Source organism: Micromonospora sp. DT81.3 (assembly GCF_049847225.1).
Taxonomy (GTDB): domain Bacteria; phylum Actinomycetota; class Actinomycetes; order Actinomycetales; family Microbacteriaceae; genus Microbacterium.
In genome coordinates, this window is record NZ_JBNCNY010000001.1 from 787,769 (window position 1) to 801,599 (window position 13,831).

Below are 13,831 nucleotides of genomic sequence, written 5' to 3' on the forward strand. Positions count from 1 at the left end.
CTCGAATCGAACGCGAGACGACCCGAGCAGCGTGCTCCGAATGGTATCCATGAGGAGGAAACGGAGCGCCCCGTGTCGAAGGTTCATCTTGCTCCGCTCTCGTCGATCGGCGTGGGCGCGGTCGGCCTGTTCGCCGTCGACCGTGTCTCCGCGCTGTCGGTGGCGGGATGGACCGCCGGACTCCTCTACCTTGTCGTGTCCAACGCCCTGCTGACCAGGGGGTTGAACCGCAGGACGACAATTCCGTTCGGCTGGGCCAACGGGGTGACCGCCCTGCGCTCGACGATGGTGGGCGTCGTCACAGGACTTGTGGCGACGTCATTCACGGCGTCGGTTTCGGTGCCGTTGCTGGTGTGGTTGGCGGGCATCGCCCTCGCGCTGGACGCGGTGGACGGCTGGATCGCACGGATCACGAACACGGTGAGCGAGCTGGGGGCCCGGTTCGACATGGAGGTGGATGCCTTCTTCCTGCTCGTCCTCAGCGCCTACCTCGCCCCGAGCATGGGCTGGTGGGTGCTGACCATCGGCCTGCTGCGCTACGTCTTCGTCGCGGCCGGGTGGCTTCTGCCATGGATGCGGAGGACGCTGCCGCATCGCTACTCCCGCAAGGTGGTGACGGCGGTCGCGGGCATCGCGCTGGTTCTCGCCGCCTCGACTCTCACGCCGGCGTGGGCGGGACTCGCCGGGGTGCTGGTCGCTCTCACGCTGCTGCTGGAATCCTTCGGTCGCGACACGGTATGGCTCATCCGTCGACGGGGAAGCGCGCCGGGCGCCGAGGAGGGCGCGAAGACCGCGGCGGGAACCGGCCGCGAGGCCTAGCGCGATCTCGCCCACCATGTATCTTTCGCCGCGGAGGCGACTCCACTAACTTGCTAGGCACGTGAGGCGCGGCTGGGCCGCGCGAGGCGCTCCTGAGGGAGAGGGTCACATGGGAAATCGACAGCGCGACCGCGAAGGCGGCTGAAGCGGCCATGGCTCGGACGTGGGACGCTTTTCTCTCCTATTCGCGGGGCGCGTCCGGCCCGCTCGCCGTGGCTCTGGAGCGTGGAATCGAGCAGTTCGCCCGCCCTTGGAACCGCCTTCGGGCGTGCAACGTGTTCCGCGACGACTCGTCGATGTCGGCCAACCCTGCGTTGTGGGGCACGATCGAGAACGCGCTCCGAGAGGCCGAGCACCTGATCCTGCTCGCCACACCCGAGGCGGCGCAGTCGGCCTACGTCGACCGAGAGGTCGGCTGGTGGGTGGAGCACAAGGGCGTCGGGGGAATCCTGCTCGTCGTGCAGCAGGGCAGCATGGCATGGGACGCGACGAGCCGGTCATTCACCCCGGAGAGCCCGATCCCACCGTCACTTCGCGGCGCCTTCCCGGAGGAGCCGCGGTGGGTTGACGCGGCCTGGTTCGTCACCGAAGCGACCGACCCGACGGCGGGCGCGCGATTCCAGGACCTCGTCGCAGATCTCGCCGCACCCATCCGCGGCATCCCTCGAGATGAACTCATCGGCGACGACGTCGCCCAGCACCGCAAGACGCGGCGGCTCACACGCGCAGCGATCGCCACCCTCTCCGTCCTCCTCGTGGCCGCGGTCGGAGCCGCGATCATCGCCCTGATTCAGAGCAACGAAGTGGCCAGGCAGGCAGAGAAGGTCGCCCGTCAGGCGGAAGAAGTCGCGCGGCAGTCAGAGGAGATCGGCGAGCAGGCGACATCCATCGCCGCGCGTCAGTTGAGCGCGCTGGCATCGGCACTTCTCCCCACCGATCTCCGCCTGGCCTCGCTGCTCGCCGCAGGGGGCATCGAGATGGAAGACAGTTCGCTCGCGCGCACCGTCCTTCTCGAGGCGACCGTGAGCACCCCCAACCTCGACCACTTCAGGACTTTCCCGTCAGACATCACGGTGGTCGCGCCTGACGGCGGTTCGACGGTGGCCGTGGGAACACGAGACGGGACGGTCTACACGCTGGGCACAGCCCCGGGCGCCGCGCCCGCCGAGCGGCTCGACCTCGGTGAGCCGGTCGAGCGTGTGGCCATCGCGGCATCCGCCGATGTGGTGCTCGCGCGAGGGCAGTCCCGGGTCGGTGTGGCCCAGGGTGGGCAGGACCCGGTCTACATCGACATGCCCGAGGGAAGTGCCCTGTGGGGACTCGCGGTCGCGCCCGACGGTGCGAGGTGGGCGCTTTCCGCCACGCTTTACCGTGTCGGCAGCGAGCCGTCGTCCGCCATCCAGTTGTATTCCACGGGCGACCTGGATCCGGACACCACCCTCGAGGATCCCCTGTTCACAGCCGGCGGCGACTTCCAGCACTCGACGCAGGACATGTCGTTCGTCGATGACACGACGCTCCGCGTGATGTCGCTCCGGTCGACGTGGACCACCATCGACCTGAGCGATGACGCGTCTGCAGAGCCGATGAGCGTGCCGTGGAATCCCTGGACGGATCTCTTCGACACGCCGCCCACGCTCGACGTCGTGATCCGGGCCGCCCAGACCGACGCGTCGCGCGTCGACATCTGGCCGACGGCCCAGGCGCCGGGGAACGATGCCCCCTTGTTCGCCGACGTGGCACTGGCTTCGCCGAGCTGGCTGACGCTCAGCCCCGATCGGAGCAGACTCCTCGCCGTCGACTCGACCGGCATCTATCTGGTGCCGGTCGAAGACTCCGAGGGTGCCGCGGAGGGCGTCGCACGTCGGCTCTCCGGTGTCGCAGACGTGACCGACGGCGCGTTTCTCGCCGACTCGCAGAGCTTCGTCCTTGCCGCAGACGACGCATTGTCGGTCTGGCATGTCCAATCGCTCGGCAGGGCGGTCGATGCGAGCGCCATTCGCCCGCTGGACGAGTGCACCGCTATTCCGTACTTCAATGACTGCCGAGCTTCGGCGATTGGTGTCTCTGCGACAGGGCAGAGCATGTACACCTACGATCTCGAGTCGCGGACGCTGGAGGTGGCAGCCGTGCCCGGCTCCTCTGGGGAACGACCCTCGATGACCTGGACCATGCCCGGCGATGAGTTCGCCTTGCGCAATCCGGCCTGGGTCTCCGGTAAACCGCCCGCCCCCCTCGTCTGGCTCGACGATGCGACTCTGGCGACGATATGGCCCGGACAGCCGCCCGACGCTTCCCAGGTCCCCGCAGGCATCGTCGCGTGGGGGCTAGGACTGCCCCGGGACGGAGCGGATGCGATCGAACTGCTGGAAGCGCACCTGAACGAGGACGGAACCGTCTCCGTGGCCGCCAGCGACGGCCGAATCCTCGTCCTCGATGCGGCGACCGGTGGGGCCGTCGAGGCCATCGAGCTGAGCGCGGCAGACGGGGAGAGCGGCTACGACAGCGCACGGTTCTCCAACGACGGCATCACTGTCACGCTCACCGACCCGGGCGAGTACGACGTGGCGACGGTCACCGCCGGTCCCGACAAGGTCCGCATCTTCGAGGTCTCCACCCGGCAGTTGATGACCGAGTTGGAGGTGCCCGCCGGTATGGTGCTCATCGACGCCACGGTCGTGGACGGCACGCTCGTCGTGGTCTTCGACGGGGGGCCGGTCTGGCTGATCGACGAGTCCGGCGCGGGTGAAACCCGCACGGTGTCATCCACCGCAGCGAGGAATCTCGGGGGGCTGCAGGACAGTCGCCTCATCATCCGCGACGACGGCATCGTCGGCATCCCGACCGCCAACGGCCTGGAGCTCGTGGATGTCACCACGGCCACCCGCGTCAACAGCATCCCGCTGCCATACGGATACGAGAGCGCCGTGCGAGCGTACGCGTTCGAACCGAACGGAGGCGCGCTCATCACGACCCTCTACGGCGCAAGTCCGGAGGCCACCATCGCGACCCGCTTGGAGCTCGACCCTGCCGTGCAGGTGGACGTTGCCTGCGCTACGGCGGGCTCAGTCGTGACCGCCGGCGAGTGGGAGACGCTCATCGGTGTGCTGACACCGGCGGACCCGCCGTGCTCGTAGAGCGAGCGGGGCGCGTGGCGCCGGCTCGACACTCTGGCGGCACGTCGTGCTGAGGCGGATCGCGATCGCCATCGCGGCCGCGGCGTGCATCGCGGTAGGAGCCCTCCTCGTCATCGCGGCACTGACACCATTCGGCTCGCCCGTAGGAGTCTGGTCCCCGTTCTGGGACCCGCAGTCGTGGCAGGTTGTGACGCTGGCGGTTGCGCTGGCGCTGGCACTCGGGGTGCTCGTCTTTCCACGGGGCCACAGGCAGCACAGCGCTCGGCCTCTCGCGGGGATCCTCCTGATCGGCACAGCAGCGGTCGGGCTCGGGCTCGCCGCTTACTCCACGTGCGCCAGCGAGTCCGTCGCCTTCTGGAGCCCCCTCACCTGGGCGTTCGGGCTGTTCGTCGGCAGCGCACCCGAGGTCTTCGGCAGCGTCAGCGGATGCCCCGCGGACCCCCCGCTCGCGCTGACGGTTGCCCGACTCCTCGCGATTGCGACCGTGGGTCTCGGTTTCGCTCTCGCGGCGGCCGTCGTCTTCCGGACGCAGCTGGATGTGCTCCGGATGCGACGTGCGCGATCACGCGTGGTCGTGGACGGCCCGCTGGACGTGACGCTGGCTGCCGCTTCCGCGATCCGCAGGCGGACGGCCCCTGGCACTCTCATCATCGTCCGAGCGGAGGCCATTGATCCACCCCCGCCCTTGCAGCGCCAGGCAGGCATCGTCGTGCTGCGGTGGGGGGACTCGGCCGACGGCGCGCTGCGCTCGTTCTCCCTGCGGCGGGGCCGGATCGCGCTCGATGCCCTTTACCTCCTCAGCCCCGACACGGGCACGAACATGCTGCGGTTCGAGCGGCTGTCTCAGCACCTCGATGCGATCCGTGGCGATCGGCACGTGCGTGTCGTCGTGCGCATCGATGACGCGTGGGTCGCGGAGTATTGGCGGCGCCGCCAAGTCGACCGGCCGTTGTGGGCGGTGGACGCGGTGGGCCTCAACGAGGCGACCGCTCAAAGGCTCGTCACCCGCTGGATGGACGACGGCCACGATCTGGTCGCCGTGCACGGCGAGTCCGGTCTTGTGCTCGCAATCGCCGCCGAGGTCGCGCAGCGCAGCCGCGAATTGAAGGCACTCAGGTCGGCGGAAGGACCCCGTCCCCCTCGCATCGCGATCGTCGGTCGGGATGCCGAGGCGCTGGTTCGGCAGCATGCGCTCCACCAGCGCGCCTTCGGGAACGCGGCGGACGACGTCGACGCCTTCCCGTGTGACGACCCCACCTCGGGTTTCACCGAGGCGCTCGCGAGCGCCCGGTCACCAGCGGTCATGACCGCCCCGGGCTCGAAACGCCCCAGACTGAGTCCTACCGAACTGGCGGCGTCACGTCCTGGGTGGCCGGTGTACGCGCAGGTCGCCGACGACGGTGCGATCCCTGAAGAGCCCGTGATGGAGGGGCTCTACCCCTTCGCGCTGAGCTTCTCGGACTTCGGCGGCGCCCCCGATCGCTGGGAAAGGGTGGCGCGTATCGCGCACACCAACTTCCTCGCGGATTACGGAGAAGACGCCGCTGTTCCGGCGCGGCGGAGGTGGGATGCGGGACTGCCCGCGTTCTATAAGGAGAGCAACGTCCGGCTCATCCGTGCGACGCTCGCATCGGCCGTCGCGGTCGGCCGATCGTGGGGGCCTGCCACGGGCGATGGCGACCCGGGGGATGTGCTGCCGACCGAGGAGCAGCTGGAGATCATGACGCAGCGAGAGCACGAGTCGTGGCGGGCCCACTACCTCGCTGCAGGATGGCGGTTCGGTCAGCGGCGGGACGATGCCCGGCGCCGACACCCCGGGCTCATCGAGTGGTCGGACCTGGATGAGGCGAATCGAGAGAAGTCGCGCCGCTCCGTCCGGGATGCGTTGGCGCTGTTGCGCACCCTGGGCTACGTCTCCCGGCCGGTGCGTGATGCCGCAGGCACATGGGGGCGCTATCGGCGGTTGGGAGAGGTGACGGCCGAGCTGCTGACGAACGGTTGGACCTGGGAGACGGCGCGAGGCAGCACGATGGAGGCGCACCGGGGCGACTGGCGCGTGCACGATGGCGAACGGATGTGGTCCGTCCGCGCCCCCGAGTTCGAGGCCACCTATGAACCGGCGGGGGAAGGTCGGTGGCGGCGGCGGGGAGTCGTCCGCGCGATGCAGGCTCGCACGACGACGATCGTCCAAACGCTCGAGGGGACCGCCCGCGCCGAGCCCGGGGACTGGGTGGTCGAGGGACAGGGCGGTGAGCGCTGGGTCGTCCCATCCGAGCACTTCCAGCGGACCTACGCACCCGAGCAGTGACCCCGGCGATCCGGCATGGGGGAAGTGGATTCTCTACTGTCTTTGCGGCTGACCCCGGGTCTAGACTCCCCGGCTATGGACATGCTCGGTGGCGGACAGATCGCCGCAGCCAACCTGACCGAATGGCGCAAGCTCGCCCAGGGGCTGCACGCCCGGTACGTCGTCGACGACTTCGGAACCGGGGCACGGTTCGTCGTCGCGGTGGGCGAGGCGGGTGACGCGCTCGGCCACCACCCGCGCGTGTCGATGGGCAAGGGATACGTCGATCTCAAGCTGACCAGCGACGACGCCGTGTACCGCGACGACGAGGGCACCGAACACGCCGTCGAGTGGGTGACCCAGCGGGACGTCGATCTCGCGCGACGGATCACCGAGATCGCCTCCGATCACGGGATCACCGCCGACCCGGCCTCGGTCAGCCACATCGAGCTCGGCCTCGAGACGGCCGACTCCGCGACCATCGCGCCCGTGTGGGCCGCCCTGCTGACCGGCAGCGCCGAGTCACAGGGGCGCGGGTCTCCCAGCGACGAGATCCGGGACGCCACGGCGCGGGTGCCGAACCTGTGGTTCGGCGAAGCCGGCGAGGAAGGAGCTCCGCGTCAGCGGCTCCACATCGAGGTCTATGTGGCGCCCGAGGTGGCCGAGCAGCGGATCGCCGCCGCCATCGCCGCGGGTGGGACCGTCGTGGACGCCACTGACGCGCCATCGCTCACGGTGATCGCCGACCAGGACGGCAACGAGGGCGTCGTCTGCGTCGATGTCTCCGCCGTCAAGAAGGATTGAGCAGCGGACTCGGGCTACCCCCGCGTCACGCGCAGTGTCATCAGCTGGAACGGTCGCATATCCACCGTGACTTCGCGTGCCCCTGCAGTCAGCACGGATGCCGCGACTTCGCGCTCGAAGAGGTCGGTCTCGCGCACGGTGGCGAAGGGGAACCCGAAGCGGATCGTGGCGGTCGACCGCGCGCCTCGAGCTTCGTACAGGCGGATGACGACGTCGCCGGTGCGGTCCTCGGCGAGTTTGACCGTCTCGACGACGACGTTCTCGCGATCGCTCCGCGCCAGGGGCGCCGTGCGGTCGGAAGCCACGCCCACGACCTCTCGAACCGGAATGTTGAGGCGGTATCCCTGCCGCATCGCCTCACCGATGTCGCCGACGACGATCGCGGTGCGGAGGGTGTGCTCGCCCTGATCGGCCTCCGGATCCGGAAAGAGGGGCGCCCGCAGGAGTGTCTGGCGCACGACCGAGTACGTGCCACCTCCCGATCGTGCATGGCGGGTGATGTCGTGCCCGTAGGTGGAGTCATTCGCCACTCCCACCCCGAAGCCCTCTTCACCCACGTGCACCCATCGGTGCGCCGGTGTCTCGAAGCGCGCGAGATCCCAGCTCGTGTTCGTGTGCGTCGGCCGCACGATGTGACCGAACTGGATCTCCGACGCCGCCGCGTCGGCGTGGACATCCACCGGAAAGGCGAGCTTCAGCATCCGCTGCCGTTCGCGCCAGTCGATGCGCGTCTCATAGTCGACCGCATTGCTGCCCGCACCCAGGCTTATCGTCTGTGCGATCACGGTCGAGGAGCCGACGGTCCGGATCGTGCGGAGCGCGGAGGTCCCATCGGCGAGCGTGACGATCGACACCGAGTCGGTGTCGATCAGGTCGCTCCCCGACGCGCGGTACGAGACGTCGATGTCCCACGCGTCCCACGTCGTGGGGGTGTCCTGGAAGAGCTGCAGGATGCCGAGTCTCTGTCCCGGCGGAACGACCTCGCGGTCGGCGGCGACGTCGAGAAGCGATGTGACGAGCCCCGCGGAGTCCAGGACGACACGGAGCACGCCGTTGTCGATCGTGTATCCGGTGTCCGTCTCGATGATCGGCACCGGCGTATGATCCGGCATCGGAGCGAAACCGAACGCCGGCACGCCGTCGACGGGAACGGGCGCGCCGTTGAGGCGCAGCTCCGCGCCGTCGAGGCGCAGCTCCTCGGAAGACCCGTCCTCGCCGGTCAGTACGGCGATGGCCGTCGTGATGATCCCTTCGAGAGCATCGGCGATCCGTTCGTAGTTCTGCACGGCCTGGTCATGGACCCACCCGATCGATGACCCGGGAAGGATGTCGTGGAACTGCTGCAACAGCACCAGTCGCCACGCCGCTTCGAGCTGTTCATAGGGATAGTCTGCGCCGGTGCGCACCGTGGCGGTCGCCGCCCACAGCTCCGCCTCGTGCAGCAGGTGCTCACTGCGCCGGTTCCCCCGCTTGGTGCGGGCCTGCGACGTGTAGGTCCCCCGATGGAACTCGAGGTACAGCTCTCCCACCCACACCGCGGGAACTGCGAGCTCGCGCTTGGCATCGTCGAAGAACGCCGAAGGCGTGCTGAGCAGCACCCGCGGCGAACCCTCCAAGGACCTCGTCCGTCTCGCCGCCGCGATCATCTCCCGGGTCGGGCCTCCCCCGCCGTCCCCGAACCCGAAGGGCACGAGGGAGGTGTTCGCGTGCCCCTTGTCGCGGAAGTTCCGCTCGGCGTGTGCGAGTTCCCCGCCCGAGAGCACGGCGCTGTACGTGTCGACGGGCGGGAAGTGGGTGAAGATCCGCGTGCCGTCGATGCCTTCCCAGAGGAAGGTGTGGTGCGGGAACTGGTTCACCTCGTTCCACGACAGCTTCTGGGTCAGGAAAGAGTCCGCTCCGGCGGCCCTGGCGATCTGCGGCAGCGCGCCGGAGTGTCCGAAGGAGTCGGGCAGCCACACCTCCCGGCATTCGAGGCCGAACTCGTCGAAGAAGAACCGGTGGCCCTCGATGAATTGCCGCACGAGGGCCTCTCCCCCGGGCATGTTGGTGTCCGACTCGACCCACATGCCACCGACCGGGATGAACCTTCCTTCCAGGACCCGTGCGCGGACCCGTTCGAAAAGCTTCGGGTAGCCGTCCCTGATCCAGGCGAACTGCTGGGCAGAGGAGCACGCGAACGTGAAGTCGGGATCCTGTTCCATCAGGTCCAGGACGTTGGAGAAGGTGCGCGCGCACTTGCGGATCGTCTCTCGGACCGGCCACAGCCACGCCGAGTCGATGTGCGCATGACCCACCGCGTACACGGTGTGCGCCGTCGCCGCCGCGGGCGACGCGAGGGCACCGGCGAGGGCAGCGCGCCCGGTCGAGGCCGTGCCGGACACGTCGGTCGGGTCGACGACGTCCACCATCTCGTCCAGCGCCGTCAGGATCGCGGCCCGCCGGGGTGAGCCTTCGGGAAGCTCCTTCGCGAGGCCGCGCAGCGTCCAGACGTCGGCGATCAGCTCGCCGACCTCAGGATCCCGGTGCAGCAGCTCGACCTGGCGCAGGGCATAGAGCGCATCGGAGGAAGCGGCCGACTTCCGGCCCAGGCCCGAGGGGCGGAAGTCGATGAAGCCGGCCCCGATGTCGGGGTTCGACGCGGCTTCGACGTACACCCGGAACGGGTCTCCGGGCCGCACGCCGAGGCGCACGTAGTCGTTGAACGGCTCGAGCGCCTTGAGGATCACTCCCTCGGGGGACCAGACGAGGCCTTCCGCCTGGAAACCGGGTTGCGTGAGGGAGAAGCCGAGGTCCATCTTCAGTTCGATGTCCTCGGCGCCGGCATCCCAATCGACGGGAACGGTCCCCGAGACCTCGAACCAGGTCGTGCCCCACGGCTTGCCCCACGAAGTGCCGACCCGGAAGGGGGTGAAGGCGTCGTGCGGCACCTCCTCGAAGGGCACCGGCTCATCGGGCGCTTCCCAGGCCGCGAGCGCGACGGATGCCGTGGCCACCACGGAAGCAGGCTGCAGACGTTCGCGCACGAATCGGTCCACGCGCAGCTCGATCCGGTGTGAATCCCTGTCTGGCACGCTGGCAGCCCTCCTGACGGTGATAGGAGCAGTCGAAACGGGACGGCCGCGCTGACATGCCCCATGGTGGGTATGGCGCGGAGTCCTCGTCGTCGCTCGTCGCTACGACCGTTGCACGGCATCGAGCGGGTGCCTAGTCCCGCCTCCGTGTTTCGTTCACATGACCTTCAGCGAGGAGTCTCACCACCCGGCCGCTGGTGCGCGACCTTTCAAGCCCCTCGTCTCCGCAGGGCGACTCGGACTCATGGGCTCACTCCCCCCACCTGCAGCAGCGCATCGCGCCCGAGACGACGTACTGCGAATACGAGCGGGTGAACGTCGGCGACAGCGCGAAAGTGCAAGGACCGTTGTCCGTGACGGATACGGTCGCCGACCTTCGGGGGTTGATCGAGCGGCTCGGTCTCGCCACGCCTGTCGTGCTCGTCGGCGGGTCGTTCGGCGGATTGATCGCCTACACCTACGCCGGGACGCATCCAGAGGATGTCGCGGGCGTCGTCCTCCTGGATCCGACCCTCCCGTCCGAAGACGAGATCGAGCGGGCCCTCCTGCCCGAGAGCATGTGGCTGCCCCCGACGCATGGGAGGCCACGCGCGAGCAGATCGACGGCCTCGGCGCGTACCCCATCGCCCGCGTCGCGCTCAACCGCATTCCGGCGGTGCCGGGCACGATCTTCGTGACCGAATCCCTCGAAGCGCCAGACCCCGAAAGCGCGGAACAGTTTGTCTCCGGCATCCGGCACATGCAGGCCGATCTCATCGCACACTTCGACCCATCCCAGATGATCACCGTTGACACCCCGCATGGGATGCTGCCCGTCGTGCCGGACCAGATCGCCGCTGAGGTGACCGCGATCGTGGAGTCGGCGCGCTGAACACTTCTCTGTCTCAGGCGAGCCAGGCCCAAGGCTGCCCCGGCCAACGGGGCGTGGCGTCTGGGCGACATGCCTGTTGACGGCACTTGGCGCACGAGGCGGTCTTTTTGGACGGACCCCGGTCGGCCCCCCGGGGTGCAGCTGTGACTGCATCCCGGGGGATCCTCCGGATTCCTGGATGTCCCGCGCCCCAGCGCCGGACATCCCTTCCAGATTCGAGGATCGCGGTCGACTCCCCAGCGCCGCGTCTTCGTGATCGAGGTTACGTTGTCCCCCTTAAGGGGGACAAGACCGGATCCTCAGGTTTGCCCAAAGAAGTTGGCCCGAAGCCCCGTGACGATCGATCAATCCCACAGATACGCGCGTAGGCGGATCCGCCTCGGCCTGTCGAGGCCGAGAAGGCGCATCGGAGTTGAGCGAAGCTCTCAGCTTGGGCCGTCGGGACGCTACCTCCTCCTCGGCCGCGGCGACACGGCACCCGTGGTGCGCGAGATCCTCCGAGCGAACGACAGCGACCCGATGGACCGGCCCGTCATACACGTCGGAGGCTGACCCCCGTGCTCCACGCACCTTTCATGCCTGCGTCAGCGTGGGGTGGATCGGAGGTGCGTCTCGAGGTCGATCGGGGCCCTGCCGGTGATGTCCTCGATGGCTGAGCTGACGGGAGCCATGATGTTGCTGCGGATGGCGGTGTAGGTGGTGACCCAGGCATCGACCTGCCAGCCGGGCGCGCCGTAGCTTGCGCGGGAGGCGTAGGCCTCCTCGGTCGTTTCGTCGTGGAAGGTGACGTCGCGTCCGCGGATGCGGCCGATGGTGGCGGCCACCTCGGCCAGGGTGAGCGCCACCGGACCGGTGAGGTCGTAGACGCGGCCGGCGCGCGCGGAGGGGTCGAGGATCGTTGCTGCTGCTGTGCGGCCGACATCCGCGCGGGCGACGAAAGAAGTGCGCCCTTGCCCGGCCGGACCGCGGATGACTCCGTCGTCACCGACGAGGGCCTCCATGAAGTCGAGGTAGAAGCTGTCGCGGAGGAACGTCCACGTGAGCCCTGAGGCCCGGATGTATTGCTCCGTCGCCCAGTGGTCGCGGGCGAGGGTGAACGTCGCATCGGGTGCCGCTGCGGCGAAGGATGTGTAGACGATGTGCGTCACCCCAGCCGAGACCGCGGCGTCGACGAATGACCTGTGCTGGTCGATGCGGTCGGGGCTCTCGTGTGCCGACACCATGAAAAGAGTGTCGACCCCCTCGAGCGCAGAGCGGGCTGCGTCCTGGTCGCTGTAGCTGGATCGGAAGACGGGCGCCGCCGGGAGCTGACGGGCCGTGTCGGGCGTTCGGACCAGGAGACGCTGAGGCACGCCTCGGTGGGCGAGCTCTCGTGCGACGTGGCCGCCGACGACGCCGGTAGCTCCGGTGATGGCGATGGTCGGTGCGCTGCTCATGAGTTCCCCTTCACGGTCTCGCGTGGTGCGACGAGGTCGCGGTGGTCTTCTCCGGATGAATTCGCGGGCCGGCTCGGGGCGCCTGGTGCTCGTTCGCGCGTCTCCTCGTCGTCGATAACCGGTTCGCGCTCACGTGCGGCGGCGCGGGCGAGGGCGATGTGGCGGGCGTGCCAGATCTCGAGAGGGGGGATCATGTCAGCACCACCGCCTTGCCGCCCACGGTTCCCTCTTCCATGTCGTGGTGGGCCCGCGCGATCTCGTGCATCCTGTAGACGCGTCCGATCGGCACGGTCGCGCGGCCGGCAGGCTCGATGCGGCGCACTCGGGAGGCGATATCCCCGTCATCGATGAGCACGTGGTCGGCGCCTGTCACTTCCAGCAGCGGGCGGGCAGCGTCGCGGCGGGTGGTGGCGTACACCGTCATCCCTCGCAGCTTCGCCAGCACAGTGGCGGCCAGCCCGATGGATGACGTGCCGCCGCGGATCAGGACGCTCTGCCCCTCGCGCGCGTCCAGTCCGGCGGTCAGCGACCCGTTGGCGGTCTGCAGCATCTCCGGAACGGCACCGACAACGTGCCACGGCAGATCGCTGGTGAAGGCGATCACCTGGCGCGCGGGGACGAGGACGTACTCCGCATACCCTCCGTCGAAGTCGCGACCCATCCCGCCCATCATCGTGACGACCTGCGTGCCCCGTGGGAACTCGCCACCCGGCGCCTCTTCCACCACACCGGCGGCCTCGATACCGGGGATGCGGGGGAAGCTTCCGCTGTACGCGACCCCCTGGCGGAAGTGCAGCTCCGAGCGGTTCAAGCCGAACGCCGCGACCCGGATCAGGACCTGACCCTCCGCGGCGGTCGGCTTAGGGACCTCGCGGACTCGCAACGCCTCCGGCGGCCCCGGCTGGTCCACGACGACGGCGCGCATCGACGCGCTCATGCCGCGCCCGCCTTCTTATACTCGTCCAGCCTGGACTGCAGAGCCGCAATGGCGGACAACGCACTTCGCTCGGCGTCAGGATCGATGACGGCCCCGAGAACGGTGTCCCGCACATCGGCGGCCGCGTGCAGTGCGCGCGTGCCGTCGGCGGTCAACGCGATCAAGGATGACCGTCGATCGTCCGGATTGGGGCTGCGCACGGCGAGCCCATCCCGCTCCAGACGGTCGACCAGCTTGCTCGCCGCCCCGACCGTGATCCCGATCTCCCCGCTGATGTCGTGCACCCGGCCGGCACCGGCGTGTTCCGCGAGAACGCTGACCGCCTGCAATCGGGCCAAGCCGATCTGACCCTGACTCCGCAGGGCGTCCTCGATGGCGTTCCACAGGTCGATCTCGTAGCGAACAAGCGAAGTGAAGAAGTCCATGATCTATAAAAACTGCATCACCGGGAACTATATTCCCTGGAATC

General features: G+C 68.7%; 11 protein-coding genes. 6 read left to right on the plus strand and 5 right to left on the minus strand.

What is annotated here, in order from left to right; all coding sequences use genetic code 11:
- Positions 1-72: 72 nt before the first annotated feature.
- The 4 genes from ACPW96_RS03845 (at position 73) to ACPW96_RS03860 (ending at position 7,047) form a co-directional block, all read left to right on the plus strand.
- Complete coding sequence (locus tag ACPW96_RS03845; protein ID WP_425882074.1) at positions 73-819, plus strand: CDP-alcohol phosphatidyltransferase family protein; 747 nt, start codon at positions 73-75, stop codon at positions 817-819.
- Positions 820-971: 152 nt separating this feature from the next.
- The gene (locus tag ACPW96_RS03850) at positions 972-3,956 is read left to right on the plus strand and encodes a hypothetical protein (RefSeq protein WP_425882075.1); all 2,985 of its coding nucleotides are present in this window, start codon (positions 972-974) and stop codon (positions 3,954-3,956) included.
- 46 nt (positions 3,957-4,002) lie between these two features.
- Complete coding sequence (locus tag ACPW96_RS03855) at positions 4,003-6,264, plus strand: RyR domain-containing protein (protein WP_425882076.1); 2,262 nt, start codon at positions 4,003-4,005, stop codon at positions 6,262-6,264.
- 75 nt (positions 6,265-6,339) lie between these two features.
- Positions 6,340-7,047 (plus strand): VOC family protein, encoded by a 708-nt coding sequence (locus tag ACPW96_RS03860; RefSeq protein ID WP_425818933.1) that lies wholly within the window; start codon positions 6,340-6,342, stop codon positions 7,045-7,047.
- 14 nt (positions 7,048-7,061) lie between these two features.
- On the opposite strand, the gene ACPW96_RS03865 is transcribed toward ACPW96_RS03860, so the two are convergent.
- The gene (locus tag ACPW96_RS03865) at positions 7,062-10,118 is read right to left on the minus strand and encodes an alpha-mannosidase (RefSeq protein WP_425882077.1); all 3,057 of its coding nucleotides are present in this window, start codon (positions 10,116-10,118) and stop codon (positions 7,062-7,064) included.
- 197 nt (positions 10,119-10,315) lie between these two features.
- On the opposite strand from ACPW96_RS03865, the gene ACPW96_RS03870 reads away from it, so the two are divergent.
- Both ACPW96_RS03870 and ACPW96_RS03875 read left to right on the plus strand, forming a co-directional pair.
- Complete coding sequence (locus ACPW96_RS03870; RefSeq protein ID WP_425882078.1) at positions 10,316-10,795, plus strand: alpha/beta fold hydrolase; 480 nt, start codon at positions 10,316-10,318, stop codon at positions 10,793-10,795.
- Entirely contained in the window at positions 10,678-10,989 is a 312-nt protein-coding gene (locus ACPW96_RS03875; RefSeq protein WP_425882142.1) for a hypothetical protein, read from the plus strand. The genes ACPW96_RS03870 and ACPW96_RS03875 overlap by 118 nt, the downstream gene beginning before the upstream one ends.
- A gap of 584 nt (positions 10,990-11,573) precedes the next feature.
- Here the strand turns inward: ACPW96_RS03875 and ACPW96_RS03880 are convergent.
- From ACPW96_RS03880 to ACPW96_RS03895, 4 genes are read right to left on the minus strand one after another with little or no spacing between them, the layout of a single operon-like run.
- A complete protein-coding gene (locus ACPW96_RS03880; RefSeq protein WP_425882079.1) occupies positions 11,574-12,425 on the minus strand; it encodes an SDR family oxidoreductase in 852 nt (283 codons plus the stop codon).
- Complete coding sequence (locus ACPW96_RS03885) at positions 12,422-12,619, minus strand: hypothetical protein (protein ID WP_425882080.1); 198 nt, start codon at positions 12,617-12,619, stop codon at positions 12,422-12,424. The genes ACPW96_RS03880 and ACPW96_RS03885 overlap by 4 nt, the downstream gene beginning before the upstream one ends.
- On the minus strand, positions 12,616-13,362 hold the full coding sequence (locus ACPW96_RS03890) for an alcohol dehydrogenase catalytic domain-containing protein (RefSeq protein ID WP_425882081.1): 747 nt from the start codon (positions 13,360-13,362) through the stop codon (positions 12,616-12,618). Before ACPW96_RS03890 ends, ACPW96_RS03885 begins: the two co-directional genes overlap by 4 nt.
- A complete protein-coding gene (locus ACPW96_RS03895; RefSeq protein WP_425882082.1) occupies positions 13,359-13,787 on the minus strand; it encodes a MarR family winged helix-turn-helix transcriptional regulator in 429 nt (142 codons plus the stop codon). The genes ACPW96_RS03890 and ACPW96_RS03895 overlap by 4 nt, the downstream gene beginning before the upstream one ends.
- Positions 13,788-13,831 lie beyond the last annotated feature (44 nt).

What these genes read in the sequence shown, in the direction of transcription:
- ACPW96_RS03890 (WP_425882081.1), bottom strand. Translation starts at nt 13,362, where the DNA reads ATGAGCGCGTCGATGCGCGCCGTCGTCGTGGACCAGCCGGGGCCGCCG.
- ACPW96_RS03885 (WP_425882080.1), bottom strand. Translation starts at nt 12,619, where the DNA reads ATGATCCCCCCTCTCGAGATCTGGCACGCCCGCCACATCGCCCTCGCC.
- ACPW96_RS03850 (WP_425882075.1), top strand. Translation starts at nt 972, where the DNA reads ATGGCTCGGACGTGGGACGCTTTTCTCTCCTATTCGCGGGGCGCGTCC.
- ACPW96_RS03860 (WP_425818933.1), top strand. Translation starts at nt 6,340, where the DNA reads ATGGACATGCTCGGTGGCGGACAGATCGCCGCAGCCAACCTGACCGAA.
- ACPW96_RS03880 (WP_425882079.1), bottom strand. Translation starts at nt 12,425, where the DNA reads ATGAGCAGCGCACCGACCATCGCCATCACCGGAGCTACCGGCGTCGTC.
- ACPW96_RS03895 (WP_425882082.1), bottom strand. Translation starts at nt 13,787, where the DNA reads ATGGACTTCTTCACTTCGCTTGTTCGCTACGAGATCGACCTGTGGAAC.